The organism is Stutzerimonas stutzeri (assembly GCF_024448715.1).
Lineage (GTDB): Bacteria > Pseudomonadota > Gammaproteobacteria > Pseudomonadales > Pseudomonadaceae > Stutzerimonas > Stutzerimonas stutzeri_AR.
Window position 1 is genome coordinate 306,129 of sequence record NZ_JAMOHZ010000005.1, and the last position, 26,144, is coordinate 332,272.

Here is a 26,144-nt window from a genome sequence, read left to right on the forward strand (position 1 = left end):
CAAACCAACCTCCCAGCGGCTTCATCGAAATAGCTTTCCGCTTACTGGCCGAATACCGCCTCGCAGGCGGCTGGCAGTGGCCGAGGGGGACTCGCCGTCGTGATCGTGCGCGGTGTCGGAACAATGCCCTCGCACCCTTCTCCCGGTGGTGGCGGAGACTGGTCGATACAATCGGACAAGTCCGCCGGGCAGCGCAGCCGCACATGAAAATGTTCGTCATGGAATGGCCAGGGTCGAATGCGCTGCAGCCAGGATCGGTCCTTCCATTGCCGCTCGCAGAGGTCGCGCTTGATCGCACCGTCGACGAATATCCGCGTCACGCGTGGATCTAGCGCGGCGAGGCGAACGAGTTCGACCTGCTGGTCGGTCCAGCGCGCTCTGTCGAGCTCGCCTGTCTGCGCACTCACCAGAATTGGCTGCTCGATGTCCTTGCGCTCGCTGCGCTCCAGCGGTGGCAGATCCAGTCGAAACCAGATATCCACATCCAGCCCTGTCTGATGACTTGCATGGCCATAAGGCATGGGACCGCCGCGCGGTTGAGCCATGTCACCCACCAGCATCGGACCGAAGCCTGCCTGATCGACGCGACGGCCCAACGCCTGGATGTAATCGACCAGATCGGGATGACCATAATGGCGGTTGCGTTGCAGCTCCACTGCCTGATAGCCGATGCCTTCGGGTGCTAGCGGCTCGGCACCGATCAGACAGCCAGCAGCATGCTGCCCGAGGATTTGCGGTGGGCCTGGTAATGGCTCGGCAAAATCTGACCAGTCTTGATGAGCGATGCACGCTGTAAGTGTCGCGATAGCCGAGGGAACACATAACGCGACCCTAATGAATCGCACCGCGGCGGCCGAGCGAGAGCCATGCATTTTATGAAGCGTCCTCGATAGCGAGCACGGATGGAATCACCACGCTGCCGGGCGAACCAGCCCAGCCCTGGCGTCTCCCGCTGTGTTTCGGTAAGGCTTATTGATCTGCGACTCTGCGCTGTCAGAGACGTTCATCGCGGCACCGTTCGCCTAGATCAGGACGCGTGCTCACGCAGAAGATCGCAAACAGCGATCGGAACTGGCGATAGGGTTGTCCATACTCTGTAGCAGAACCTGATCAGAGAGGCGTCGATCATGCGCAAGGCCGAAGTCAAACACCGCAACACAGTCAAACTCGAAAGGCTCCAGCGCTTCCTGACATGGGCTACGGAGCGCCATCCAGACTTCGTACCGAAGAAGAACCATCAGGAGAAATGGTTCAGCACCTACATTGGCCATCAACCGCCGGAGATCGGTCGCGCGGCGCGGTTGTTCTGGTTGGGATTGGACGAGCCGACAGTCGATGCCAACCTCGAGAGAGCCGACCCCCAGAGCCTGATTGGTCGATTGCTGAATCGGGATCTGAACGACTACAGCTGTGACGTCGATATCTTCGGCGTCGAGAAAACGCTTGACTGCGGCCCAGTACAGAACCTGCTGGAACCTGACTTCACGCTGCGCATTGCCGACAGCACCTCCAACGACGAATTCGAAGCCAACGTGGACAGCGCCATCGAGGCACTGGTCCGGGACCGCCTGCATGTCCTGGAGCAACCCTTCGCCAGCATGACCGGCGAGCAGAAGTCGCGCTGCCTGGATCGCCTGCCAGCAAAAGTCTCCCGGCTCGATGATTTCGCCGCCAAGGCCATCGATATTCTCAACGAGGTGAAGCACGAACTGCGCTATGTCGTGGAGCTGCACCACGGTGATCTGGCGCTGGACATGCAGCGGCGCATTACCGGCGGCCAAGGTCACGTGCTCAGCGAGCGCGAGGTAGCCGAACTGAAGGAAGAGGACCGCCAAGCGGTCGCCGCCAAGTTCGAGATGATGGTCGAGGAAGCCGGCGATTTCGATCTGCAGCTGCTGGGCGAGAAGCGCCTGACCGAGATTTTCATGATGGAGCCGAAGAAGCTCCGCCGTACCATCCGCTTCGCCCGTGAAGACAACCGGGAAAAAATGGCCTTTGCGGTGCTGCTGGAGAACAACCCGCGCTTCGTGCATTACCACAAGCTCTACGCCGCGCGTCGCATCACCCGCACCTGGACCGCCCTGCTCGGTCCGACTAACAGCGGTAAGACGCACCAGGCAATAGAAGCGATGACGGGCGTCGAGCACGCCATCTACCTGTCGCCCCTACGGTTGATGGCCCTGGAAAACCAGGAACGCATCGAGTCCATGGGCGTGCCCTGCTCGCTGGTCACCGGTGAGGAGGAAATCATTCGCGAAGGCGCCACGCACTACTGCTGCACCGTCGAAGAATTCGCCCGCTTCCGCCATCAGCCCTGGGATGTGGTGGTCATCGATGAAGTACAGATGATGGCCGACTCGCAACGCGGTTGGGCCTGGGTCGATGCGCTGGTCAGCGCCTATACCCAGGATCTGATCATGACCGGCCCGGAGCTGATCCAGCCGTCGCTGAAAACACTGTGCGACCTGTGCGAAGACAAACTGGAGGTCAAGCGCACCAAGCGTCTGTCGCCCGTCGAAGTGGCGCGGCGCTCGACCACGCTCAAGCAGCTCGACGAGGGCTCGATGCTGGTTGCCTTCAGCCGCAAGACGGTGCTGGAACTCAAGGCGATGCTGGAGATGACCGGCAAGAGCGTCTCGGTGGTCTATGGCGCGCTGTCGCCAGAAGTGCGCCGCGAACAGGCGCGGCGGTTCCGTGAAGGCGAGGCGGACATCATGGTCGCCACCGATGCCGTCGGCATGGGCCTGAACATGCCGGCGCACACGCTGTGTTTCTATACCGACGAAAAGTACGACGGCATCCAGAACCGCCAGCTGAAGGTGCAAGAGGTCAAGCAGATCGGCGGGCGCGCTGGACGTTTCGGTCACCACGACAGCGGTCTGATCACCGCGCTCGATGCACAGACCCTGCAGTCGATCAAGCGGCTGTTCCACAGCGCGGACTTGCCAGTGGATCTATCGCAATTCCAGGTCCGGCCATCGATCGAACATCTGCAGGCCATCGCCGAGCTGATGGACGAACCCAGCCTGTTGCGTGCCTGGCTGACCTTCAATCGCAACATCAACTACGGCGATGAATTCATCTCGGTGCTGCCGGACGAGCTGGCCGAGTGGATCAAGCTGATCGATGACCCGACCATTGATCTGCCTCTGCGCTGGATCTTCGCCTGTACGCCGATCCGCGGCGGCCTGGACAGTCCCGCCAGCATCTTCGCCCAGCAGTGGCTGAAGAAGGTCGCGCAGGACAAGGAAATCCCACTGCCGCGGCTGATCATCGATGCCGACCTGGCGACATTGGAAAGCTCGCTGCATGTCATCGAAACCTACCTGCACTTGGCGCGGACACTGCCCACGCACTTTCCTGCGTTGGAACAGGCCGAACAGCACCGCAGCCTGCTCAACGGCGCGATCACCCGTGAGCTGTCGCGCCAACGCAAGCCACGCAGTTCGGACCGCCGTCGTTTGTCTGGCGAGGCCCGCAACTGCAAGCAGTGCGGCAAGGCGATGCCGATGGCCGAGCGACAATTTCGTTTGTGTCAGCACTGCTTTAAGGAACAGCGGGCCAAGGAGCAGCCAGGCGCAAAAAGACGTTCTTCGAGCCGGGTGAAAACGTAGTAAGACTTGTCTGGGTGAGCGTCCCGTCAGCTCAAACCGTTATGAGCTGACGGGCGCCCGCCTCTCTGCTTTGGCAAATTAACGATGGCCTCTTCGCCAATCCCGACGCTCTACCGGAACCATGACGTACTCGACGCGGTTTGGCCGGTAGTTGACTACGCGTGGAGGGGCCCGGTGATAACGGGCGTGAGGGCGATGCTGAGCGTGCCGAGGCTGCCGATATTCGTGATGGTCATCATCGGACTTCGATAACACAGCAACCAATACCGCTCCCACCGCTGCGCCCGCCAGTACGGGAACCACAACGTTGCGATCAGAGGCCGAAGCGGTGCCAGCCATGATCAGGCAGCCCGCGAGCAAACCCACCTTGATTATTCGACCGAACATAAAAGTCTCCTTTTGCGGATGGGGCTCTTTCCCCGTAGCCATCAAACAACGCCGCTCGGTCAGCGTGCGTCAGTGCGGTGTAAACAAGGCGTAAAGGGCAGTCACATCGAATCCGGCGCGGCGCGGTCTGATGAGCAAGGCAGTTGCAAACGTGAGGGAATTCTTATGCACGACCCATACGACTTGAATCGATTCGTCACCGCCCAGGACGGCATCTACGACCGAACCCTGGCGGAACTGCGCAGCGGCCGCAAGCAAAGTCACTGGATGTGGTTCGTCTTCCCCCAGATCGCCGGGCTCGGCCACAGCGAGATGGCGCAGCGCTACGCCATTTCCAATGCGGGCGAGGCGCTCGCCTATATGCAGCATCCATTGCTGGGAGCACGGCTGGAAGAATGCGCGCAGGCGATGCTGCAGCACACTGACCTCCCGGCGCGACACATTCTCGGCTCGCCAGACGATATGAAGTTGCGTTCGAGCATGACCTTGTTTGCCTGCGTCGCGCCCGAGCGGCCCGTTTTTCAGGCCGTACTGGACGCCTTCTTTGCTGGGCAGCTCGACCCGGCGACAACCTCGCGCCTGCATCCTTGAGCGGGACGCCCTCGGCCTGCCGTTAGGCGGGCCGAGGCCAGTGCGATAGGCTTGTCGCTTTCTGGCAGGCCACGCCAACCCTCTAGACAGGTTCATAGATGAATATCTCGCTGCTCAGCCGCTACGCATTTTTCGTTCTCTGCGCGTTGACCGCCCTGCTCTGCCTGCCGTTTCTGAATCACCCTTGGGTGTGGCCGCTATTCGGCATCACCGCCCTGCTGACACTGCTGGGCATCTACGATCTGCGCCAGCACGAACATGCGGTACGCCGCAATTATCCGATTCTCGGCAACATTCGTTACCTGTTCGAAGGCATCCGTCCGGAAATCCGCCAGTACTTACTGGAAGGCGATCAGGATCGCGTGCCGTTCTCGCGCGCACAGCGGTCGCTGGTCTATGCGCGGGCGAAGAACGAGATGGACGACAAACCCTTCGGCACGCTGATCGATGTCTACGAACCCGGATACGAGTGCATCGGCCATTCGATCCGCACCGCAGCGGTCAGCGATCCCGAGACCTTCCGCGTGTCTATTGGCGGGCCGCAGTGCGCGCAGCCCTATTCCGCTTCGGTATTCAACATTTCGGCGATGAGCTTCGGCTCGCTCAGCGGCAATGCGATTCAGGCGCTGAACCGAGGCGCCAAACTTGGCGGCTTCTACCACGACACCGGTGAAGGCAGCATCAGCCGCTACCATCGCGAACACCGCGGCGATCTGGTCTGGGAGCTGGGCAGCGGCTATTTCGGCTGCCGCACCGAGAACGGCGAATTCGATCCGGATCGCTTCGCCGTCCAGGCGCGAGACCCACAAGTAAGGATGATCGAAATCAAGCTGAGCCAGGGCGCCAAACCCGGGCACGGCGGCATCCTGCCGGGGCGCAAGGTCAACGCCGAAATCGCCTCCACGCGAGGCATCCCGGAAGGCTTGGATTGCATCTCGCCAGCGAGCCACAGCGCCTTCACCACACCATTGGAGCTGATGACCTTCATCGCTCATCTGCGTGAGCTATCCGGTGGCAAGCCGGTCGGCTTCAAGCTGTGCATCGGCCATCCCTGGGAGTTCGTCGCCATCGTCAAAGCCATGTTGCAGAGCGGTATCTATCCCGACTTCATCGTGGTCGACGGCAAGGAAGGCGGAACGGGTGCAGCGCCTGTCGAGTTCACCAATCACATCGGCATGCCCCTGCGTGAAAGCCTGTTGTTCGTGCATAACGTGTTGGTCGGCTGCAACTTGCGCGAACATATTCGCATTGGCGCCAGCGGCAAGATCGTCAGCGCTTTCGACATTGCCAGCGTGCTGGCCATGGGCGCGGACTGGGTGAATTCGGCCCGCGGCTTCATGTTCGCGATCGGCTGCATCCAGTCGCAGCATTGCCACACCAATCGCTGCCCCACCGGCGTCGCCACCCAGGACCCGTTGCGCCAACGCGCGCTGGTCGTGCCGGACAAGGCGGAACGGGTCTTCAGTTTCCACCGCAACACCGTGCATGCTCTGGCTGAATTGCTCGCGGCCGCCGGCCTGTCACACCCTGCCGAACTGGGGCCACATCACCTGATTCGCCGTATCAGCTCGACCGAAATCAAGCTGTTCTCACAGCTGTATTACTTCGTCCAACCGGGAGCGCTGCTGAAGGAGCGGATCGACAGCGAATTCTTCGCCCGCATTTGGAGCATGGCCCAAGCAGACGGCTTCGAAGCCATGCCGCAGAAGACCGAGCGCGGCGCCGCGCAGGTCGAGGAACCGCTGATCAGCTGAGCGACGGATGTCGAAAAGCCCACGGTTTCGTCTGGACCGCCTACTCTTTTGACTTCAGTTTTCGCAAACGAACATAGCTGTGCTAGCGCCACGTTCGAGGCATGGGCTTCTCTCGCCAACATGTCGTGCGTGAGTAAGCCACGCCAAGCGCTGTAGCCCACACGATGTCCGAGCACCAGAGCTCGTTAAGGAATCGACCATGAGCACTCAGAACAACAAGCAATTCATCGTCGCCCTCGACCAGGGCACCACCAGTTCCCGAGCCATCGTGCTGGACCGCAACGCCAACGTGGTCACCATCGCCCAGCGCGAATTCGCGCAGATCTACCCGCAGCCGAGCTGGGTCGAGCATGACCCAATGGAGATCTGGGCCACCCAGAGCGGCGTGTTCGTCGAAGCCTTGGCGCAAGCGGGAATCACCAACGAGCAGGTCGCGGCGATCGGCATCACCAACCAGCGTGAAACCGCCATCGTCTGGGACAAGCTCACCGGCCGGCCGATCTACAACGCCATCGTCTGGCAGAGCCGCCAGAGCACGCCGATCTGCGATCAGCTCAAGCATGACGGCATGGAAGACCATATCCGCAAGACCACCGGCCTGGTCATCGACCCCTATTTCTCGGGCACCAAGATCAAGTGGATCCTCGAGCACGTCGAGGGCAGTCGGGAGCGCGCCCGTCGTGGCGAGCTGCTGTTCGGCACCGTCGATTGCTGGCTGATCTGGAAGATGACCCAAGGCAAGGCGCACGTGACCGATTACACCAACGCCTCGCGCACCATGCTTTACGACATCCACAAGCTGGAGTGGGATCCGGTGATGCTGGAGGCGCTGGATATCCCGCGCGAAATGCTGCCGGAGGTGCGCTCGTCCTCGGAAGTTTACGGCCACGCCTATCTCGGTTCCGGGCAGAGCACTGGCATTCCCATCGCCGGTATCGCGGGCGATCAGCAGGCCGCGCTGTTCGGCCAGATGTGCGTCGAGCCGGGCCAGGCGAAGAACACCTACGGCACCGGCTGCTTCCTGCTGATGAACACTGGGACCAAGGCCGTGCAGTCCGAGCACGGCCTGCTCACTACCATCGCCTGCGGGCCAAAGGGCGAGGTCAATTACGCGCTGGAAGGCGCCATCTTCAACGGCGGCTCGACGGTGCAGTGGCTGCGCGATGAGTTGAAAGTGATCAACGATTCGCTGGATTCCGAATACTTCGCGACCAAGGTCAAGGACAGCAACGGCGTTTATCTGGTGCCGGCGTTCACCGGCCTCGGCGCGCCTTACTGGGACCCGCGTGCGCGTGGCGCACTGTTCGGCCTCACACGCGGTGTGAAGGTCGACCACATCATTCGCGCCGCGCTGGAATCCATTGCTTACCAGACCCGCGATGTGCTCGACGCCATGCAGCAGGACGCTGCTGAGCGTTTGCGTTCACTACGCGTGGACGGCGGCGCGGTGGCCAACAATTTCCTTATGCAGTTCCAGGCCGACCTGCTCGGAACCCATGTCGAGCGCCCGCAAATGAAGGAAACCACTGCGCTCGGCGCCGCATATCTGGCAGGTTTGGCGACCGGGTTCTGGAGCAGCCTGGACGAATTGCGCAGCAAGGCGACCATCGAGCGCGTCTTCGAGCCGGCTTGCGATGACGAGAAGCGCGAAGCGCTCTACAAAGGCTGGAAGAAGGCAGTCGGTCGTACCCGCGATTGGGAAGAGGAATAAGCCCGCGCGGATTGGAACCAAACAGCGCCCGGCCCGGATTCGATTCCGCGCCGGGCGTTTCGATTCACAAACGAACAATTCTTTAATCAAAGACCAGACTGCGGCATCCTTCGCCACATATTGATAAGAAGGAAGCCTTCATGAGTCTGGCCCCAAGACAGCAGAGCATTCTCGAACTAGTGCGCGAGCGCGGCTACGTCAGCATCGAAGAGCTGGCGCAACAGTTCGCGGTGACGCCCCAGACCATCCGCCGTGACATCAACCAATTAGGCGAAGCCGGCCTGCTCCGCCGTTACCATGGTGGCGCTGCCCACGACTCCAGCGTGCAGAACACTGCCTACACCCAACGCGCCCGGCAGATGCGCGACGAGAAACGCCGCATCGCCGATGCCATGGCCGCGCACATCCCCGATCAGGCTTCGCTATTCATCAACATCGGCACCACCACCGAAGCCATTGCACACGCGTTGCTCAACCATCGCGACCTCAAGGTCATCACCAACAACCTGCATGTGGCGAGCATCCTCAGCCCGAAGGAAGACTTCGACGTGCTGATCGCGGGCGGCAACGTGCGCAGCGACGGCGGCGTGGTCGGCCAGGCCACGGCGGATTTCATCAGCCAGTTCAAGGTGGACTTCGCCCTGATCGGCATCAGCGGCATCGACGAGGATGGCACCCTGCTGGACTTTGATTACCAGGAAGTCCGCGTTTCCCAGGCCATCATCAACAACGCCCGCAAAATCTTTCTCGCTGCAGATTCGAGCAAATTCGGCCGCAACGCCATGACCCGCCTCGGTTCACTGGAGCAGATCGACATGTTGTTTACCGAAGCCCAGCCACCGGAAGCCTTTCTCGAACTGCTCGCCCGGCATGACGTGAAGCTGGAAGTCACGGGGTGATCGTTGTTTAGCAAAGGCCGACGCCTGAGCCTGGTGGGCTGAAGCCCACCCTACGAAGCTGAAGCCCACCCTACGAAGCTGGTGGGCTGAAGCGGAACGCCGCCCGGCCCACCCTACGAACTCCGAGCCACCGTAGGGTGGGCTTCAGCCCACCAAGAAAAAAACACAACTCGATCCGTACAACCTCAGCACCAACAAGCAGCTCACTTCTGTTCGTTTATTTTCTTTTGATATAAAAATCGAACATGCGATCTGGAGAATAGAATTCTTCTGCGCTACGATGTTCATATTCGAAAATATATATTCGTTTTTGAGGAGAGCACAGTGACCGACACCGACCGCCCCGTCTCCGAGCTCTATGACATCGCCGTCATCGGCGGAGGAATCAACGGCGTGGGGATCGCCGCAGATGCGGCAGGTCGCGGGCTTTCGGTGTTCCTTTGTGAACGTGACGACCTTGCCAGCCACACGTCTTCGGCCAGCAGCAAGTTGATCCATGGTGGTCTGCGCTACCTCGAGCACTACGAATTCCGTCTTGTACGTGAGGCGCTGGCCGAGCGCGAAGTGTTGCTGCGCAAGGCGCCGCATATCGTCAAGCCGATGCGTTTCGTCTTGCCCCATCGCCCACATTTACGACCTGCCTGGATGATTCGCGCCGGGCTGTTTCTTTATGACAACCTCGGCAAGCGGAAACAGCTTCCCGCCTCGCGCAGCCTGACATTTGGCGATGACAGCCCGCTGAAACCGGCGATACGGCGCGGTTTCGAATATTCTGATTGCTGGGTCGACGATGCGCGACTAGTCGTACTCAACGCCATGGCCGCACGAGAAAAAGGCGCGCACATCCATACCCGCACCCAATGCCTGAGCGCCAAGCGTGCCGGCGGCATCTGGCATGTCGAGCTGCAGCGCCAGGACGGCACGCGCTTCTCGCTGCGCGCTAAGGCACTGGTCAACGCGGCGGGCCCTTGGGTCGCGCAATTCATCGGCGAAAACCTTCAGCAACGTTCGCCTTATGGCATCCGCCTGATTCAGGGCAGCCACGTCATCGTGCCCAAACTGTACGAAGGCGAGCAGGCGTACATCATGCAGAACGAGGATCGGCGCATCGTCTTTGCCATCCCCTACCTGGGTCGATACACCATGATCGGCACCACCGATCGTGAATATCACGATGACCCGGCCACGGTCAGTATCAGCGAAGAAGAGATCGCCTATCTGCTTGGCGTAGCCAACACTCACTTCCGCAAACAGCTGGAGCCGGAGGACATCCTGCATACCTTTGCTGGCGTTCGCCCGCTGTGCGACGACGAGTCCGATAACCCCTCGGTCGTTACCCGCGATTACACCCTGTCGCTGGAAGCCGAGCATAAGCAGGCGCCGCTGCTCTCGGTGTTCGGCGGCAAGCTGACCACTTACCGCAAACTGGCCGAATCGGCGATGGCTCAGCTCAAACCCTTCTTTCCGGCCATGGGCCCGAGCTGGACGGCCAGCGCCGGCCTACCCGGCGGCGAAGGCATGAGCACCGTCAAGGCACTGGCTGAAGAGCTGGCAGCGAAGGTGCGAGGTTTGGAGCTGCCGCTGGCGCAGCGCTGGGCGACCCTATACGGCAATCGGGCATGGCGCATGCTGGGCGAGGCGCGCTGTGTAGCCGACCTGGGCGAGCAGTTGGGGCAGGATCTATACGCACTGGAGGTGGACTATCTCCGCCGGGAAGAATGGGCGGCTCGGGTGGACGATATCCTCTGGCGCCGCACCAAGCTCGGCCTTGCCTTCACCGCTCAGGAAAAGGACCGGTTGCAGCAATATCTGGATGCGCAACCGGCCATGACAAAAGCGGTAGATGTGGACGCGGCCTGATCGGCCGCGGCGTTTGCAGCTCGCTCCACGAACGCTTTACCGGCGTTTGAATCGCCACCCGATTGCGGTAGGCTCAGCCACTTCTCAAGACGGAGTAACGCCCCATGGCCCGAGCCACTGCCCGCCACATCCTTGTTCCCACCGAAGAAAAGTGCAACGAACTGAAAGCTGCCATTGAAGGCGGCGCCGATTTCGCCCAGGTTGCCAAAGACAACTCCACCTGCCCATCCAGCCGTCAAGGTGGCGATCTGGGCTCGTTCGGCCCCGGCCAGATGGTCAAGGAGTTCGATACCGTGGTGTTCAGCGCGCCGATCAATGTCGTGCAGGGCCCGGTGAAGACCCAGTTCGGTTATCACCTGCTGGAAGTGACCAGCCGCCAGGACTAATCATCCCCGTCCCCGCATCCATATGCGGGGACGCCGCAACATCTCTCCTCGAAAAGCGCATCAAAGCCACCGACACGTTGATAGCCCACACGACCGTACAGGCCCGAACGGGTCAAAAGGACTATGGTCAGGTGACGGTACAGCCGTTCTTACCGGATGGCATAACGAGAGGAGAACTCACCATGTTCCATGTCACTCGCATAGGCGACAAACGCATCGATGTAGATTTCTCCGGCAAGCTCGATAGCAGCGAGATGCGCTTCGCACTCGATGAGCTGATGAGGAAATCCGATGGCATTACGCACGGACAGATGCTCTACCGAGTGGGCGACTTCGACATACCGACCTTGGGCGCGGTGGGCGTCGAGCTGTCGCGAATTCCACAGCTGTTTCGCTTCATCCGCCGTTTCGACCGCTGCGCCGTGGTTTGCGCCAAGGAATGGGTGCGCAAGGCCAGCGAAATTGAAGGCGCTTTGATTCCCGGCCTGACGATGAAAGCGTTCGATGAGCATCAAGGCACCGAAGCGCATAACTGGCTGGAAGGTCAGGGCTAGCGCGGCGTACCGAATACCTGTGTCCAGTAGCTGACGGCCGCGCTGTCCGGGTTCGTGGCATAGGCGGCGCCCATCTCGGTGAAATCCGGTCGCATGATGTTGGCGCAATGCCCAGGACTGGCGAGCCAGCCGGCCACGGCCTGCTCCACCGAGCCCTGCCCGGCCGCGATGTTCTCGCCGATCCGGCTCCATTTGTATCCGGCGCGACTGGCGCGATCGCTCACCTGGCTGCCATCCGGAGCCTCGTGACTGAAGTAATCCTGATTAGCCATGTCGCGGCTATGGTCCAGCGCGGCCTGGGCCAGCTGATCGTTCCAGCGTAAAGCCGGTGCTGCTTCGAAGGTCTGGCGGCCGCATTTACGCGGGTTCGCGCGCGCCTCGTTGACCCGTTCGAGCATTGCCTTGCCAGCTTCTTGCCAATCGCCCAAATTCGGCGATAGCAGCGGCTTGGCAAGCAGCACCTGCCAGGTACTGCCTTGCCTCGACACGCCGATTTCGGCGAATTCATCACTACGCAGCGCGCTGCAATAGCGCTGCCTGAGCGCGCTCATGGCAGCCTGCGCATTCGCCAAGCCGGACACCGAGATAGCCTGCAATTTCGCCGGACGATAGCCAGACGCCTGTAAATCCCGCTGCAGCTGCGCCCCGCTAGTCGCTGGCGACACGGCGAGCGCATCAGAGGGCGCAAGCGGCCCCACCGCTTCGCCTTCGCCACCGCTGCAGGTCTGGGTGGATCTGCGAAAATCGTTAATCAGGCTGACCAGATCCATCGGCTCGTCCGCCCTGCTCCCGGCCGCGAAGACAACGACGAGCATCAACACGGTGCCAACCCTCAACGGTTTGCCCCGCGCTCGGTGCGTGCGGACTGGAGAAACTACGAATGCTTGCGACGCTGTCATGGATAACCCTTGTTTCGGCTCTCGGTTCTGTCCTGGGCCAGCGCAAGAGCGCGCCCTACGGGTCGTTATATTCTGCTGACCACAGCCAGCCGAGACCTATCCACGGGCGCACGCGAAACAGGCGGGCAAACGTGCGATCATCACGCGGCGAAACCGAACGCCACACGCTGCATTTCGATTGGTCCTGAAAACACCCAGCCATGACCCTATCCGACTTTCTGCTGTTCGCCCTGCCTGCGATCTTTCTTACCGGCGTCTCCAAAGGTGGTTTCGGTGGAGCCCTCGGAGGCATTGCCGTGCCGCTGCTGGCGCTGGCCATCTCGCCGAAACAGGCGGCCGCCGTGATGCTGCCGATTCTTTGCCTGGCAGATGTGGTGGGCCTGAAAGCCTATTTCGGCAAATGGGATGTGGCGAACCTGAAAGTCATGCTGCCAGGCGCGCTCATCGGCATCGCGCTTGGCTCACTGACCTTCGGCATGCTCGACGAACGCATGATCGGCCTGATGATGGGTGCCATCGCGGTGAGCTTCGTGATGCTCGGACTGATCACCAACAACGACAAGCCACGGCCGCTACAACGTGGGCGCGGCACGCTGCTCTCCTCGATTGCCGGCTTCACCAGCTTCGTCGCCCATGCGGGTGGCCCGCCGATCCTCATGCATCTGCTCCCGCAGCACCTGGACAAGCTGCGCTACGTGGCGACCATCAACCTGTTCTTCCTGATGACCAATGCGATCAAGCTGATTCCCTACGCCGCGCTCGGCCAGTTCAGCCGCGAGAATCTGCTGCTGAGCCTGACGTTGGCGCCCATCGTCCCCTTCGGCGTCTGGACCGGCCTCTGGCTGCACAAACGCATCGATCACACCTGGTTTTACCGAATCGCCCGCATAGGCATGTTGCTGGCCGGTTTGCAGCTGATCTGGAAAAACCTTTGAGGCACCGCGATAGCCGGCTCCCGTCAACCCGGCCAGTTTTTTATGAACGATCGCAACCCACTCCAGTCGGAATTAGTGAACCCACTGCAACAGGAGTCATCTTCATGCTGAAGTTTCTGGGCAGCACTATCGGAATCATTTTCCTGATCGGTTTGTTGGTGGTAATCGGCTTGTTCATGCTGGTGTTTTGACACCGTTTTTGCAGACGAGGAACAAGCGCATGACTAGACGAACCGCAGCCTGCGAGCCCGTCGCGCCGAACTGACAAGCCATTATCGAAAGGCCGCCGAGCTTCCCGGCGGCCTTTCTCATATCTGCAGTGACACATCGGCCTCACCCCACAGATGCCCGAATGCTTTCATGCAAAAACCTATAGCCATCTTGCCGTCACGTCAGCCGATCTGGCTGGTCTTGCTGCCATTCGTCTGGCTGTTGTTAGCGTCGCCTTCATTGCAGGCGCAGGAAAGCGTTGCCACGGTGCGTCTCGATGGCCGCGCCTTATTCCGCATCGGTCCCAATGAAGAGCTCGAAGCCAGACCGCGCGCGAGAGAGGTCGAAAAGCAGCTGGCCGCTGTACTGGAAACGCCTCAAGGCATTACCCGCGCACGCATCGCAAAGGCTGGCGAGCAAAGCGATCGCCGCCAGATCAGCGTGGCCGGGCGACCGCTGGTATTGGTCACGCCAATGGACGCCGAAGCCAACGGGAAAGTCATCGATACGCTTGCTCTGGAATGGGCCTCGCTGATCGACAGGGCACTGATTACCGCGGTGGCACGTCGAGATTCGGAACGCGGACGCTTCGTCACATCTGTCCAGGCAAGCGTTGAAACGGCGTTTGCCCGTCTGCTCGAATCGGCCATCAACATCATCCCGCGCATTCTCGCGGCGGTACTGGTGCTGCTGCTGTTCTGGGTGCTGGCGACGGCCGTGCGTGCTCTGATGCGAATGGTCTTCAGCCGCGTGGTCACGGACCTGACCGTGGAAAATCTGGTCCGCCAGGTCAGCTATTACACGGTCTGGTTGCTGGGCCTTATCGTGGCGGCGAGTGCATTCGGGCTGGAACCCAGCACGCTTGCGACTGGCCTGGGCCTGACCAGCCTGGCGCTGGGGTTTGCCCTCAAGGACATTCTCTCCAACTTCGTCAGCGGCTTGCTGATTTTGACGCTGCGGCCTTTCGAGCTGGGCGACCAGATCATCATCGGCGAAACCGAAGGCAGCGTGGAGCGCATAGAACTGCGCGCCACGCAGATACGCACTTACGATGGCCGCCGCGTATTGGTGCCGAACGCCGAAACCTTCACATCGCGGGTGACCAATAACACCGCCGCCCCGATCCGTCGCGGCAAGGTGATTTGCAGCCTCGGCTATGAAATCGATATCGGCACAATCAGCCATGTCATGCGTGAGGCTGCGCAGGCCACGGCCGGTGTACTGGCGACGCCGGAAGCCTCGGTGCGGCTCAGCAATCTGGGCCAGACCGAGTTGGTGTTCGATGTGGAGTTCTGGTGCGATTCGAGCCGATCGGATTTCGTCATCACCGCCTCCGAAGTGCGCAAAGCTCTGGTTGAAGCCCTGCGCGCCGCCGGTGTTTCACTGCCTGACCAGGCCCGGCAGAACGTGGTGCTGCACGCACCGGACACCTGATGCCTACCGGCATATCGCTGACTACCAGAGGCGCTTTGCTCACGAACGAGACTTTGCCGGAACCGCACCCGCGCCGCTGCGGTCGAGTGTAGGTCCGCGCGCTATACCGCAGCGGGGGCCGTGCGAACGCCAACGAAGGTCAGATTAATGAGGCAGTTACTGCTGAACAGTGCGCTAGTCAGCGCCACGGTGCTATTGCTGGTCGCCTGCTCCGACGACAAGAACGTTGAACAACCTGCACCGCCGCCACCCAAGGTGGAGGTCACGACCGTCGATCCTCATCCGGTCGCCAACATCGTCGAACTGCCGGGACGGGTCCAGGCAGTCAGGGTTGCGGAAATCCGCGCGCGGGTCGATGGCATCATCCAGAAACGCCTGTACGAAGAAGGCACGGATGTCGAAGTCGGAACGCCACTGTTCCAGATCGATCCGCGAGAGATGCGCGCCAATCTGAAGGCGGCTCAAGCGGCGCTGGAGCGCGCCGAAGCCACGGCGCAGAACGCCGCACAGGATGTGAAACGCTATAAGGGACTGGTGGCCAAACAGGCGATCAGCCAGCAGGAATACGACACCGCCCTGGCCACGCTGCGGACGGCCAGGGCCGATGTGTCGCAGGCTCAGGCGAACGTTCAATCGGCTGAGCTGAACCTGGAGTACACCCGAGTCGATTCACCAATCGAGGGTCGTGCGGGCCGTGCGCAGGTCACCGAAGGCGCGCTGGTGAGCGGCACCAACGGCACCCTGCTGACCACCGTGGAGCAGTTCGATCCGGTCTACGTGAATTTCTCCCAATCCAGTTCCAATCTGCTGCGGATCCGCGCGCAAATCGCCTCGGGCGCATTGACGCTGCCGGAACAAGACCGCTTCGAGGTGAAACTGATACTGGAAAATGGCAATGAGTATCCGCACCCCGGCTACATCGACTTCTACGCGATGAGCATCGACGAAACCACTGGCACCGTGGCCGTACGCGCCGAGTTTCCCAACCCGGACAGATTGTTGCTGCCTGGCCAGTTCGTTCGCGCCCGGATAAGTGCCGGCACTCGCCCGAACGGTGTGCTGATTCCGCAGCGTGCGGTGATGGTCAACGAGCGCGGCGCCCGCGTGCTGCTGGTCGGTGAGGATGGCAAGGTCGCCACGCGGGATATCGAACTGGGTGAACTGCATGGCAGCAACTGGGTAATACGCGACGGGCTGCGAGCCGGCGACCGCGTCATAGTCGAGGGTGGACAGAATGCGCGCGACGGCCAGCCGGTGCACACGGTGCCTTATAGCGGCCCAGAGGATGGCGCCCCGCCCACCGGGCCTTCTCAACAATGACGCCAACATTTTTCATACGCCGCCCCATATTCGCCTGGGTCATTGCGTTGGGCATTTTTCTAGGTGGAGCGCTCGCTCTGCGGAGCCTGCCAATTGAACAGTACCCGTCGATCGCGCCGCCCGTGCTCAACATCAACGTCACCTACCCCGGCGCAGACGCCTCGGTACTGGAAACCAACGTTACCCAGGTGATCGAAGAGGAGCTCAATGGAGTCGACGGTTATCTGTATCTGGATTCGACCAGCCGGTCGAACGGCAGCGCGTCGATCGAGCTTACCCTGGAGCCCGGTACTGACATCGACGTCGCGCAGATGGAAGTACAGAACCTCCTGACCCGCGTCGAACAGCGTCTCCCTGAAGAGGTTCGTCGCCAAGGCATTCGGGTCTTCCAGGCCTCGTCCAACTTTCTACTGATTGTGTCGATCAACTCGAAAAGCGGCGCAATGAGCAGCCTGGAGCTGGGCCACTTCGCTACTACCAACATCGTTGACGAGTTACGTCGCGTAGAAGGGGTTGGCGATATCCGCGACTTCTACACGCCTTACGCCATGCGCATCTGGCTTGATCCTGACCGCATGGCGAGCTTCAATATTTCCGCCAGTGAGGTGCTGGCGCAAGTGCAGGAGCAAAACAGCGAGGCCGCAGGTGGCTCCATAGGTGCCCTGCCGCTGAGCGAAGGCACCGATATCAATGCGCCTATCGAGACGCAAGGGCGCTTCAGCTCACCGGAGGAGTTCGAAAACATCATCCTGCGGGCCGATCCGGATGGTTCGGCGGTGCGCCTGGGCGACGTGGCGCGGGTGGAACTTGGCGCCGAAGACTACACAACAAAGAGCGAACTGAACGGCCAGCCCACAGCCGGCTTGGCCATTCAGCTTGCGCCAGGAGCCAACTCGCTGGATACGGCCAATGGTATCAAGCAACGGATGGCCGAGCTCGAGTCGAGTTTTCCCGATGATGTCGCCTGGTCAATCCCCTACGACTCCACGCCTTTCATTTCGGCCTCGATCAAAGAGGTGCTGGTAACGCTGGGTCAGGCAATGATTCTGGTGATATTGGTCATGCTGCTATTTCTGCAGAACTGGCGCACCACGATCATCCCCACCATCATCATTCCCATCACGCTGACAGGCACTTGCCTTGGGCTTTGGCTGGCAGGTTTTTCCATTAATCTGCTCAGCCTGTTCGGCATGGTGCTGGCCATCGGCACATTGGTGGACGACGCTATCGTTGTAGTAGAGAACGTTACACGGATCATGGATGAAGAAAAGCTGTCGCCCTCCGAGGCGACGGTAAAAGCCATGGGGCAGGTAACCGCGCCGGTCATCGGTACCACGCTCGTGCTGATCGCCGTGTTCGTGCCACTTGCCTTCTTTCCTGGCTCCACCGGCGCCATCTATCGACAGTTCGCGGTGACACTTTCTATCGCGGTAGCGATCTCGACCCTGCTCGCCCTCACGCTTACGCCGGCCCTTTGCGCGACTGTGCTGAAGCCCCGCGCGAACGAATCGGGGAAGCGTGGATGGAGCCAACGCATTTTCGGGCCTTTCAACCGCGGGCTCGACCGCACGACACGCCACTACCACCATGCCGTTAGCGGCGTTCTCGCAAGGCCGCTTTGGTTTCTTTTGCCGTTTGCGGCGTTGATGGTGATCACCGCCTTCCTGTTCCTGCGCATGCCCGGCGCCTTCCTGCCGGACGAGGATCAAGGTTCGGTGATGACGGTCGTACAGGCGCCGCCTGGTTCCACCGTCAAGCGCACCACCGAGGCAGTGGAGCAGGTCAGTGCGTTCTACGCCGAACAGCCGCATGTGGCGAATACGCTCGTCGTCTATGGTTTCAGTTTTTTCGGCCAGGGCCAGGCCAACGCGATGGCCTTCGTCACGCTGACGCCATGGGACGATCGACCTGAAGAGGAACAAAGCGCACCGACACTGGTGCGGCAGGCCATGGGCGCGTTCTCGCAGATCACAGAAGCGAGTGTCTTTGCGCTGAATCCACCGTCTATTCCCTCGCTCGGTGTCTCCGGCGGGTTCACCTTCAAGCTGGAGGATCGCGGCAATAACGGCTATCAGGCGTTGGTCGATGCGCGGGACCGGTTAATCGGGGAAGGAAACCAAAGCGCGATACTCGAAGGGGTGCGGCCCGAAGGGGCTGATGACGCTCCCCGGCTGCGCGTGGATGTCGACCGGATCAAGGCCCGCGCGCTGGGGCTTTCGATCGCCGAGGTCAACACCACCCTGAGCACTCACTTCGGCAGTGCCTATGCCAATGACTTCAACCTCGACGGCCGCGTGTTGCAAGTGCTGTTACAGGCCGATTCACCCTATCGCATGACACCTGAGGATGTGCTCAATCTCAAGGTCCTCAACGAACAGGGCGAGAACGTGCCTTTTGGGGCCTTCGCCACGGTGAGATGGACGCAGGGGCCGACCCAACTGGTGCGCTACAACGGCTACCCGGCCATGACTATTTCAGGCAACGCCGCGGATGGCCGTACCACTGGCGAGGCCATGGAGGAGATGGAACGGTTGGCCGGCGAGTTGCCGGATGGTTTCGCCTTCGAGTGGACCGGAATTTCCTATGAAGAGCAGCAGGCGTCCGGACAGGTGGGCATGCTGCTGGGTCTTTCACTCCTGATGGCGCTAATGGTGCTGGCGGCGCTCTATGAAAGCTGGACGGTGCCCATCGCCGTGCTGCTGGTGGTGCCGTTCGGCGCGCTCGGCGCGGTGCTGTTCGCAATGCTTCGCGATCTACCGGCGGATGTGTATTTCAACGTCGGCTTGGTGACCATCATCGGCCTGTCGGCCAAGAACGCCATCCTCATCGTCGAATTCGCCATCGAAGAGGAAGGCCACGGGAAAAACCTCACCGATGCGGTGATGAACGCGGTACGGCTGCGCTTCCGGCCGATCCTGATGACCTCGCTGACCTTCATCCTCGGCATGCTGCCGCTGGTGCTCTCCACCGGTGCCGGGGCGGCCGGTCGCGTGGCGGTCGGTACCGGCGTGATGGGCGGAATGATCATCGGCACCCTCCTCGGGCTGTTCTACATACCGCTGTTCTACCTCAGCGTACGCCGCTGGCTGAGCAGGCATCGACCGCCTACCAGCGAAGACATGATTCGCAAACACGACGAGGAGCCGGACCATGCGTAGGCCCGCGTCGGTACTACTGGTCAGCCTGCTTGCCGGATGCCAGTTCGCACCGCCCCATGAGCGTCCCGAATCGCCAACCGCGCCGCGCTATCCACAGGCGTACAACAGCGACGCAGGGGGCGTCGCTCCGGCGAGTATTGGCTGGCGCGACTTTCTGCTCGACCCTCGCCTGCAGGTGCTCATCGAATCGGCACTGGAGCGCAATCGCGACCTGCAAGTGGCCGTGGAACGGATCGAGGAAGCGCGCGGCCAGTTTCGTGTTCAGGACGCGGATCGCTACCCCAGCCTCGGTCTCAATGCCGACGCCAGCCGTGGCCGCTTTCCCACCGGAGCCAGTGGCGCACTGGGCACTTCTGCAGGCGCAGGCGCACAAGGTAGCAGTGCCGCCGCCGCGGGGAGCGGCGGTGTGATCGAACGTTACTCGCTGGGCATTGGCATCACTGCCTTCGAGCTGGACTTCTGGGGCCGCGTGCGCAATCTCAGCGAAGCGGCAAGGGCGCAGTACCTGGCCACCGTCGAGGCGCAGCGGGCGTTTCGTTTGTCGTTGATCGCCGATGTCAGTGCCACCTATCTGGCGGTGCGCGAGGCCGACGAGCGTATCGCACTGGCGGAGGCTACCGTACGCAGTCGCCGCGATGGCCTGCGCATCGCCCAGGTACGCTTCGATGCGGGCATTACCTCGGCGCTGGATTTCAACCAGGCCCAGGCCCTGCTCACCCAGGCCGAAACCGAGCTGGCCGCGCTGCGCCTCACCCGTGCGCAACAGCTGAATTTCCTGACTCAGCTGATCGGCGGCGAACCGCCCGCCCCGTTACCGGACGCCAACGCGTTGGCGCGGCAAACCAACCCGGTCACGCTGGCTGCAGGCCTGCCATCGGAACTGCTGCTGGTGCGCCCCGACATTCTCGCTGCCGAAGAACAGTTACGTGCGGCCCGCGCGAACATTGGCGTTGCACGCGCCGCGTTCTTCCCGCAGGTGTCGCTGACCGGCAGTGCCGGCTATGCCTCTACGGAACTGAACAACCTGATCGGCAGCGATAACCGCACCTGGAGCATCGGTCCGTCAATCAGCCTGCCGCTGTTCGACTTCGGTCGGAACCGTGGCAACCTGACCGTCGCCGAAGCGCGCGAGAACATCGCCATCGCCGAATACGAGCGCGCTATCGAAGTGGCCTTCCGGGAGGTGGCCGATGCCCTTGCGGGTCGCCGATACCTGGCCGAGCAGGTCGCGGCGCAGCAGGAGAACGTTGCTACCCTGCGGCGCATCGCAGAGCTGGCTCAGGAGCGCTATGCCGAAGGCGTGGTGAATTATCTGGAAGTCCTCGACGCCGAACGCAACCGCTTCGATGCCGAGCAGGCTCTCATTCAGGTGCAACGCGCGCAGGTGCAGAACCTGATCGAACTCTACGTAGCCCTCGGCGGCGGCACGGCCTCAACGGCCAATGAAACCGCCGCACGTTAGCTGGCCTCACCAGACGGACGGTTGTTCCTACGCACCGCTTCCGACCTGCGGGATTGAATGTCCTGCCCGCAACAAGAGTCAAACAGCTACCTACATCAACCGAGGATCATGCAATGGGCCTGTTCGACACGATCAAGGACAAATTGGGCATGGGCGGCGTCAGTAACGAGGCGCACAAACCCGTCGACCCGAACAACACGCCGAACCAGCACGCGCCGGATACGATCGTCGATTCCGAGCGCCCAACGGCCGCTCACAACGCCACCACCACCCCGCCAGGCGCCGGAATGAGCAATGAGGCGGGAGGCCCGACGACCGCCGCGGTAGACGTCCCGGCCAAGCTCGACGGCATGGCCGCAAACCACCCCGAACAGTTGAACTGGCGCACCTCGATCGTCGATCTGCTCAAGCTGCTGGGTCTGGATAGCAGCCTGGAGTCACGCAAGGAGCTGGCAACCGAGCTGGGTTGCCCGCAGGACAAGATGGCCGACTCGGCGCAGATGAATACCTGGCTGCACCGCACGGTGATGCACAAGCTCGCCGAACATGGCGGCACCGTTCCACCCGAACTGCGTACCTGAGGAAAACCTGCCGGCCCTGTCCGGTCGTTGCTCGGCGAGCCGCTGATGGCGAACTGGCACCAAACGCTTCGCCAGCAAGCTGGCTCCTACGAAAGCCATTCTGTAGGAGCCAGCTCGCTCGCGAACCGGCACTAAAACTTCGCAGCAAAAGATCGAGTTCAGCCGTCCAGCGAAGGTCCGATCATTTCCGCCAGCTGCGGGTACACGCCCGGGCACGCAACAAGATAAGGATTGCCAAGCAGCAACCCATCGTTACGGAAGAAGTCATTCACTCGTCCACCCGCTTCTTTCACCAGCACCAACCCAGCCATGCAGTCCCAGCTCTTGAGCTCGGTCTCGTAGTAGCCGAGCAGGCGCCCGGCCGCTACGTAAGCCGTCATCAGCGCACCGGAACCGTTGCGAAAGAACATGCCGCCTTCGGCCAACAGCTTTTCCAGAAAGGGAATGAAGTGCTCCTTGCCGCGCGGGTGGAAGGTGCCGGTCGCGGTCACGCCCTGTCCCACATGAGTCGCGCCGCTGACTTTCAGCGGCGTGTCATTGACGAAAGCGCCCTGGCCCAGGCATCCATGGAACAGCTCGTCGTGGTTGGGATCGGCAATCGCGCCCAGGTGCGGTTCGCCGTCGATCAGCAGGCCGATCGACACGCACCAGTTATGCAGCCCGTTGACGAAGCAGGCCGTGCCATCAATGGGGTCGATTACCCACACGCAACGGGCGCCCAAATCAGCCGAGCCACTCTCCTCGCCGAGAAAGCCATCCTCGGGAAAGCGTTCGCCAAGCCGAGCGCGAATAAAATCTTCGATCTGTTTGTCGGCGATGCTCACTACATCCTGTAGATCGTCACCCTTGTGTTCGACGGTCAGGGTGTTGCGCTTTCGGTAGTACTCCATGCCCAATTGCGCCGCCTCGAGGGCGAGGGCTTTGGCGCAGGCGTAGCGCGCGTCGATATCGAGTGGTCGCTCGGAACTCATGGCTTTCCTATGGAGGGGCTGCGCAATTGCGCGGAACGGCAGATTTTAGTGAATGGTGCGAAACAGGCATACCGAACAGGACGCCGCAGCCCTACTTGTCCACCGCGGCACTGTTCCGCCTGACGCGTTACGCCACGGCAAGACTTCAGCTATCGAACCGATATGTCAGTGATGCATTCATTCGGTCCGAGGCGATTCAGGACAGCTCGTCACCCTGCTCATGCAACCGTACATTGAGCTCATCGACGATTGGCGCCCACTCAGCGTCGTCCATCAGCTGCTCCTTGAGAAACGAGCCTTGCGCCTCGTTCCAGAATGGCGCTTCGGAGACCTTGATATGGTTGGGTATAGGCCGGTGACTGGCGATGAAGGCATCAATGCTGGCCGGATCCGAGGGCAGCCCCAGTTGTTCGAAGAGAGTACCGAGATCTTTATTGGGTAGTTCCATGAAGGGCTCCGTCAGGCTATCGAGAATACCGAAGCGCCTTTCTGGCGATCCGGCTGTTCTTAGATAGAGAGGATCGGACCGCACTCAGTTCAACCCGGCTTCTGGCGATCACGTTTCAGAACGGAGTCAGCCACGAGCAATGACAAACGAGACGCTGAAAAGCCTGCCACACCTGAGACGGCGCGACAGGCATGAAGAGAATTACGCCGCCTTGTCGAACAGCTGCCTTCCCTGACCCAGATATTGATCTACGAGCCACTTGCCGTGCGCGATGGATGCCCGTTGCGCTTGTTCGAGTTCCGCCATGAAAGCGTGTCCGACAGGGAGCGCCATACGCCGGGTGGTCTGCCCCTGAAGATTGCTTATTCGGCAACCGCCGGCCCAGGGAGTTGGTGTGCCCGGATGCTCCATTACTTCGGCGGTAATGACGTGATCGCGGTATTCGCATTGCATCATGGTCATGGTGTCACCTCACTAGCTGATGGCAATGGGCGGCCACTCGAGCCCTTCCCACGCGCTTGGTCCCCCTCTCGTCAAGGTCTGCCGCGAGCCTAGCGCGCCAGCATTCGGCGCTCCTCGTGCAGTACCTCAATGGGGTATAGCACAGGCGCCAGGGATCGATAGGCCCGGTGGTCGTGTTATCGATAATCGGGCAGCGATAGGGTCAGGTGGGTTGAGCGATAACTGAAGCGAGGGCAGGCACCGCGGGACGATGCCTGCCTGTTTCGATGGGAGATGCTGTTCGTCCGAGTTCGCACAGACGGTAAACGGCCGACGGTTCAGGAGGTGCGCAGTTGCTCGTCGGCGAGGAAGTCTTCCTCCAGCAGTGCATCCCGACCTTCGACCTCAAGGGTCTCGCCTTCCATTGGCGTCGGCGCCGATACCCGCTTGCTTCGCAGCTTGCCGAATTGATGCCTGAGGGCGTTGTTGAGTTTATCGATAGCGCCGTCGACCGCCAGTTCAAGGGATGCCGCCTTGTGCGTAACGGAAAGAGGCTGCTGGCCTTTCGGCCGGGCCTCGATCTGGCATCGTTTGTCGTGGGCACCGGCCTTGATGCCGTTCTCGTCGTTCAGATGCACAACGACGCGGGTGACTTCGTCGTCGAATCTATCCAGCTTGTCGGCAACATTGCCGCTGACCCAGTCCACAAGACGGGCGCTTCCTTCGATGTGGTTATCGCTATGTACTTGGATCTGCATATGCTCTTCCTTCTACGCGATCTAGGTAACCACCGTTCAGCCACAAACGGCCTGAACTAGGAATGCCACTCTTGGCGAGATTAAGCAAGACCAACGCAACGGTACTTGCCGGGCAGCGGGCAACCAGCGGCGGCGGCACTGGCGACTCCGGGGATTACTGCCCGGCAGGCAGCAGCTTCTTCTTCGGGTAGATATCGTAGCGGCTGGACTTGCCTTCCAGGCTGTAGCCGGGCTTGGGGCCGTCGATGGCAGGCGCCTTGCGCGGGCGCTTCACCACGACGCGGTGGCTGGCCAATGCCAGCGCCTGTTCGAGCAGCGCGCCGGCGTCCAGATCGTCTCCGACGAAGGGCCGGAACAGCCGCATCTCCTTTTTCACCAGCGCGCTCTTTTCCCGGTGCGGAAACATCGGATCGAGATAGATGACCTGCGGTGGTTCGCCCTGCCATTGCCTCATCAGCTCGATGGCATTGCCCTGACGCAAGCACATGCGTTCGACGATAGGGCGCACTTCGGCATCCTCGCGACCACGCGCCAGGCCATCCTCCAGCAGCGCGGCGACCAGCGGCTGACGCTCGAACAGGATCATTTCGCAGCCCAGCGTCGCCAGCACGAAGGCATCGCGCCCAAGCCCGGCCGTGGCGTCCAGTACGCTGGGACGAATACCGGGCTGGATACCGACCGCCTTGGCGATCATCTGCCCGCTGCCGCCACCGAACTGACGACGATGTGCGGCGCCGCCTTCGATGAAATCCACCCGAACCGGACCCGGAGCCTGTGCGCCGAGCAGTTGTAGCTGCAGCCCGGACTCGCCCAGTTGCAAGGCAAATTCCGCTTCATCCGCATGGCCCGGCAAGCCCAGTCGCGACGCCCAGGCATCGGCCCGCTCAGCGAACTGCGGAGCAAGGGCTTCTACACGGACCAATGGAAGGGAAGCAGTCATGGGCAGCTCGGTGATGGAAAACGCCGCATTCTGCCAGAGCCGGCGCTGGCATGCCTCAGCGGCACATGCCAAAGCCGCCCATGTCCACATGGAAATGATCGTGATGGGCGGCGTTGTATTCGGGGCTCAGAGTAATCTTGAACGCATCACAGGCGGCCGCCTTGACCTGCCGGAGGAAGCGCGCCTTGTCATCGTCGCCCTTCCAGTCGCGGGCGACGGTGATCCGCGTGCCGTCTTGCAGCCGGAAACCTGCCAGATCCAATGCGTTGGCCGACGCGTGCTGGCTGCGCCTGTTACTTCGGGCGATATTCCGGCAGGCGAAGCTGCCGAAGTGATCGACGCGTACCACCGGCTGGCCGAACACCTGCTGCGCCGCCGGCTGCAAACCATGCCGCTCGAACAGCGCATAAGCCGCTGCCAGCGGACAGGTGGCAAGGAACGCACCGTTGAAGCGCACCGCCGATCCGGTGACACGTACCGCGTTCTCCACTGGGCAGCCCGCTTGCGGTGTGCTGTCGGGCACGGCGAAATACTTGAGATCCGAGGTCGTCAGTGCCTGCTCGCAGAGGGCACGGTCGCCCTGCAGACGCTGCAGTTTGAACGACGTCAGCAGGTTCGGCGTCTCGCGGATATCCAGCGGCGCCCAGGGGTTCCATTTCGCGGGAACGTCAACGTGACCGCGCCATACCGCGTAGATGAACCCGGCGAATGCGAGCAGTAGTAACAGGAAGAAACGGCCAAAAGTCATGCTGGGTTTGGCAACGCGAGCGGTTCAAGGTTGCAAACCCCTTCGCCGACTTGCCGGCCCCTTCGTATCGCTTCGGGAGCGCC

At 61.3% G+C, this 26,144-nt stretch carries 23 protein-coding genes; 14 read left to right on the top strand and 9 right to left on the bottom strand.

Features of this window, described 5'->3' with window-relative positions; all coding sequences use genetic code 11:
* Window positions 1-41: 41 nt before the first annotated feature.
* A complete protein-coding gene (gene mepA, locus NAV33_RS13285) occupies window positions 42-872 on the bottom strand; it encodes a penicillin-insensitive murein endopeptidase (protein ID WP_255980752.1) in 831 nt (276 codons plus the stop codon).
* A gap of 255 nt (window positions 873-1,127) precedes the next feature.
* On the opposite strand from mepA, the gene NAV33_RS13290 reads away from it, so the two are divergent.
* A complete protein-coding gene (locus tag NAV33_RS13290) occupies window positions 1,128-3,614 on the top strand; it encodes a helicase-related protein (RefSeq protein ID WP_255980754.1) in 2,487 nt (828 codons plus the stop codon).
* 78 nt (window positions 3,615-3,692) lie between these two features.
* On the opposite strand, the gene NAV33_RS13295 is transcribed toward NAV33_RS13290, so the two are convergent.
* A complete protein-coding gene (locus NAV33_RS13295; RefSeq protein ID WP_255980756.1) occupies window positions 3,693-4,001 on the bottom strand; it encodes a hypothetical protein in 309 nt (102 codons plus the stop codon).
* A 165-nt stretch (window positions 4,002-4,166) separates the two neighbouring features.
* Between NAV33_RS13295 and NAV33_RS13300 the strand changes: the two genes are divergently transcribed.
* From NAV33_RS13300 to NAV33_RS13330, 7 genes are all read left to right on the top strand, one after another.
* Window positions 4,167-4,592, top strand: a complete 426-nt coding sequence (locus NAV33_RS13300; RefSeq protein ID WP_255980758.1) for a DUF1810 domain-containing protein — start codon at window positions 4,167-4,169, stop codon at window positions 4,590-4,592.
* A 98-nt stretch (window positions 4,593-4,690) separates the two neighbouring features.
* Window positions 4,691-6,346 (top strand): FMN-binding glutamate synthase family protein, encoded by a 1,656-nt coding sequence (locus NAV33_RS13305; protein ID WP_255980760.1) that lies wholly within the window; start codon window positions 4,691-4,693, stop codon window positions 6,344-6,346.
* A gap of 199 nt (window positions 6,347-6,545) precedes the next feature.
* A complete protein-coding gene (gene glpK / locus NAV33_RS13310; RefSeq protein WP_255980762.1) occupies window positions 6,546-8,057 on the top strand; it encodes a glycerol kinase GlpK in 1,512 nt (503 codons plus the stop codon).
* A 140-nt stretch (window positions 8,058-8,197) separates the two neighbouring features.
* Complete coding sequence (locus NAV33_RS13315) at window positions 8,198-8,956, top strand: DeoR/GlpR family transcriptional regulator (protein WP_255980764.1); 759 nt, start codon at window positions 8,198-8,200, stop codon at window positions 8,954-8,956.
* A 324-nt stretch (window positions 8,957-9,280) separates the two neighbouring features.
* Window positions 9,281-10,816 (top strand): glycerol-3-phosphate dehydrogenase, encoded by a 1,536-nt coding sequence (gene glpD, locus NAV33_RS13320; RefSeq protein WP_255980766.1) that lies wholly within the window; start codon window positions 9,281-9,283, stop codon window positions 10,814-10,816.
* A gap of 104 nt (window positions 10,817-10,920) precedes the next feature.
* Window positions 10,921-11,202, top strand: a complete 282-nt coding sequence (locus NAV33_RS13325) for a peptidylprolyl isomerase (RefSeq protein WP_025242533.1) — start codon at window positions 10,921-10,923, stop codon at window positions 11,200-11,202.
* A 182-nt stretch (window positions 11,203-11,384) separates the two neighbouring features.
* Window positions 11,385-11,756, top strand: a complete 372-nt coding sequence (locus NAV33_RS13330) for an STAS/SEC14 domain-containing protein (RefSeq protein ID WP_255980769.1) — start codon at window positions 11,385-11,387, stop codon at window positions 11,754-11,756.
* Here NAV33_RS13330 and NAV33_RS13335 read toward each other — a convergent pair.
* The gene (locus NAV33_RS13335) at window positions 11,753-12,526 is read right to left on the bottom strand and encodes a CAP domain-containing protein (protein ID WP_255980771.1); all 774 of its coding nucleotides are present in this window, start codon (window positions 12,524-12,526) and stop codon (window positions 11,753-11,755) included. The genes NAV33_RS13330 and NAV33_RS13335 overlap by 4 nt on opposite strands.
* A gap of 329 nt (window positions 12,527-12,855) precedes the next feature.
* On the opposite strand from NAV33_RS13335, the gene NAV33_RS13340 reads away from it, so the two are divergent.
* The 6 genes from NAV33_RS13340 (at window position 12,856) to NAV33_RS13365 (ending at window position 21,755) form a co-directional block, all read left to right on the top strand.
* Window positions 12,856-13,590, top strand: a complete 735-nt coding sequence (locus NAV33_RS13340) for a sulfite exporter TauE/SafE family protein (protein WP_255980772.1) — start codon at window positions 12,856-12,858, stop codon at window positions 13,588-13,590.
* 360 nt (window positions 13,591-13,950) lie between these two features.
* Window positions 13,951-15,234 (top strand): mechanosensitive ion channel family protein, encoded by a 1,284-nt coding sequence (locus tag NAV33_RS13345; RefSeq protein ID WP_255980774.1) that lies wholly within the window; start codon window positions 13,951-13,953, stop codon window positions 15,232-15,234.
* 147 nt (window positions 15,235-15,381) lie between these two features.
* Window positions 15,382-16,554 carry an efflux RND transporter periplasmic adaptor subunit gene (locus NAV33_RS13350; protein WP_255980776.1) on the top strand — a complete coding sequence of 391 codons (1,173 nt, stop codon included), beginning with the start codon at window positions 15,382-15,384 and terminating at the stop codon, window positions 16,552-16,554.
* The gene (locus NAV33_RS13355; protein ID WP_255980778.1) at window positions 16,551-19,712 is read left to right on the top strand and encodes a multidrug efflux RND transporter permease subunit; all 3,162 of its coding nucleotides are present in this window, start codon (window positions 16,551-16,553) and stop codon (window positions 19,710-19,712) included. Before NAV33_RS13350 ends, NAV33_RS13355 begins: the two co-directional genes overlap by 4 nt.
* Window positions 19,705-21,174, top strand: coding sequence for an efflux transporter outer membrane subunit (locus tag NAV33_RS13360; RefSeq protein WP_255980780.1), 1,470 nt, complete (start codon window positions 19,705-19,707; stop codon window positions 21,172-21,174). Before NAV33_RS13355 ends, NAV33_RS13360 begins: the two co-directional genes overlap by 8 nt.
* Before the next feature lie 113 nt (window positions 21,175-21,287).
* Window positions 21,288-21,755, top strand: coding sequence for a DUF3597 domain-containing protein (locus tag NAV33_RS13365; protein ID WP_255980782.1), 468 nt, complete (start codon window positions 21,288-21,290; stop codon window positions 21,753-21,755).
* A 158-nt stretch (window positions 21,756-21,913) separates the two neighbouring features.
* Here the strand turns inward: NAV33_RS13365 and NAV33_RS13370 are convergent, their stop codons facing one another.
* From NAV33_RS13370 to NAV33_RS13395, 6 genes are all read right to left on the bottom strand, one after another.
* Window positions 21,914-22,726 carry an inositol monophosphatase family protein gene (locus tag NAV33_RS13370; RefSeq protein ID WP_255980784.1) on the bottom strand — a complete coding sequence of 271 codons (813 nt, stop codon included), beginning with the start codon at window positions 22,724-22,726 and terminating at the stop codon, window positions 21,914-21,916.
* A 196-nt stretch (window positions 22,727-22,922) separates the two neighbouring features.
* Window positions 22,923-23,174 (bottom strand): DUF2789 domain-containing protein, encoded by a 252-nt coding sequence (locus tag NAV33_RS13375; protein ID WP_255980786.1) that lies wholly within the window; start codon window positions 23,172-23,174, stop codon window positions 22,923-22,925.
* Window positions 23,175-23,375: 201 nt separating this feature from the next.
* Window positions 23,376-23,636: a hypothetical protein gene (locus NAV33_RS13380; protein WP_255980788.1), complete on the bottom strand. Its 261-nt coding sequence runs from the start codon at window positions 23,634-23,636 to the stop codon at window positions 23,376-23,378.
* A 317-nt stretch (window positions 23,637-23,953) separates the two neighbouring features.
* Window positions 23,954-24,373, bottom strand: a complete 420-nt coding sequence (locus NAV33_RS13385) for an HPF/RaiA family ribosome-associated protein (protein WP_255980790.1) — start codon at window positions 24,371-24,373, stop codon at window positions 23,954-23,956.
* Between the two features lie 154 nt (window positions 24,374-24,527).
* Window positions 24,528-25,313 carry a class I SAM-dependent methyltransferase gene (locus NAV33_RS13390; RefSeq protein WP_255980792.1) on the bottom strand — a complete coding sequence of 262 codons (786 nt, stop codon included), beginning with the start codon at window positions 25,311-25,313 and terminating at the stop codon, window positions 24,528-24,530.
* A 55-nt stretch (window positions 25,314-25,368) separates the two neighbouring features.
* Entirely contained in the window at window positions 25,369-26,061 is a 693-nt protein-coding gene (locus NAV33_RS13395; protein WP_255980794.1) for an extensin family protein, read from the bottom strand.
* Between the last annotated feature and the right edge of the window lie 83 nt (window positions 26,062-26,144).

What these genes read in the sequence shown, in the direction of transcription:
- mepA (WP_255980752.1), bottom strand. Translation starts at nt 872, where the DNA reads ATGCATGGCTCTCGCTCGGCCGCCGCGGTGCGATTCATTAGGGTCGCG.
- NAV33_RS13290 (WP_255980754.1), top strand. Translation starts at nt 1,128, where the DNA reads ATGCGCAAGGCCGAAGTCAAACACCGCAACACAGTCAAACTCGAAAGG.
- NAV33_RS13295 (WP_255980756.1), bottom strand. Translation starts at nt 4,001, where the DNA reads ATGTTCGGTCGAATAATCAAGGTGGGTTTGCTCGCGGGCTGCCTGATC.
- NAV33_RS13300 (WP_255980758.1), top strand. Translation starts at nt 4,167, where the DNA reads ATGCACGACCCATACGACTTGAATCGATTCGTCACCGCCCAGGACGGC.
- NAV33_RS13305 (WP_255980760.1), top strand. Translation starts at nt 4,691, where the DNA reads ATGAATATCTCGCTGCTCAGCCGCTACGCATTTTTCGTTCTCTGCGCG.
- glpK (WP_255980762.1), top strand. Translation starts at nt 6,546, where the DNA reads ATGAGCACTCAGAACAACAAGCAATTCATCGTCGCCCTCGACCAGGGC.
- NAV33_RS13315 (WP_255980764.1), top strand. Translation starts at nt 8,198, where the DNA reads ATGAGTCTGGCCCCAAGACAGCAGAGCATTCTCGAACTAGTGCGCGAG.
- NAV33_RS13325 (WP_025242533.1), top strand. Translation starts at nt 10,921, where the DNA reads ATGGCCCGAGCCACTGCCCGCCACATCCTTGTTCCCACCGAAGAAAAG.
- NAV33_RS13330 (WP_255980769.1), top strand. Translation starts at nt 11,385, where the DNA reads ATGTTCCATGTCACTCGCATAGGCGACAAACGCATCGATGTAGATTTC.
- NAV33_RS13335 (WP_255980771.1), bottom strand. Translation starts at nt 12,526, where the DNA reads ATGGATCTGGTCAGCCTGATTAACGATTTTCGCAGATCCACCCAGACC.
- NAV33_RS13340 (WP_255980772.1), top strand. Translation starts at nt 12,856, where the DNA reads ATGACCCTATCCGACTTTCTGCTGTTCGCCCTGCCTGCGATCTTTCTT.
- NAV33_RS13345 (WP_255980774.1), top strand. Translation starts at nt 13,951, where the DNA reads ATGCAAAAACCTATAGCCATCTTGCCGTCACGTCAGCCGATCTGGCTG.
- NAV33_RS13350 (WP_255980776.1), top strand. Translation starts at nt 15,382, where the DNA reads ATGAGGCAGTTACTGCTGAACAGTGCGCTAGTCAGCGCCACGGTGCTA.
- NAV33_RS13355 (WP_255980778.1), top strand. Translation starts at nt 16,551, where the DNA reads ATGACGCCAACATTTTTCATACGCCGCCCCATATTCGCCTGGGTCATT.
- NAV33_RS13360 (WP_255980780.1), top strand. Translation starts at nt 19,705, where the DNA reads ATGCGTAGGCCCGCGTCGGTACTACTGGTCAGCCTGCTTGCCGGATGC.
- NAV33_RS13365 (WP_255980782.1), top strand. Translation starts at nt 21,288, where the DNA reads ATGGGCCTGTTCGACACGATCAAGGACAAATTGGGCATGGGCGGCGTC.
- NAV33_RS13370 (WP_255980784.1), bottom strand. Translation starts at nt 22,726, where the DNA reads ATGAGTTCCGAGCGACCACTCGATATCGACGCGCGCTACGCCTGCGCC.
- NAV33_RS13375 (WP_255980786.1), bottom strand. Translation starts at nt 23,174, where the DNA reads ATGGAACTACCCAATAAAGATCTCGGTACTCTCTTCGAACAACTGGGG.
- NAV33_RS13380 (WP_255980788.1), bottom strand. Translation starts at nt 23,636, where the DNA reads ATGACCATGATGCAATGCGAATACCGCGATCACGTCATTACCGCCGAA.
- NAV33_RS13385 (WP_255980790.1), bottom strand. Translation starts at nt 24,373, where the DNA reads ATGCAGATCCAAGTACATAGCGATAACCACATCGAAGGAAGCGCCCGT.
- NAV33_RS13390 (WP_255980792.1), bottom strand. Translation starts at nt 25,313, where the DNA reads ATGACTGCTTCCCTTCCATTGGTCCGTGTAGAAGCCCTTGCTCCGCAG.
- NAV33_RS13395 (WP_255980794.1), bottom strand. Translation starts at nt 26,061, where the DNA reads ATGACTTTTGGCCGTTTCTTCCTGTTACTACTGCTCGCATTCGCCGGG.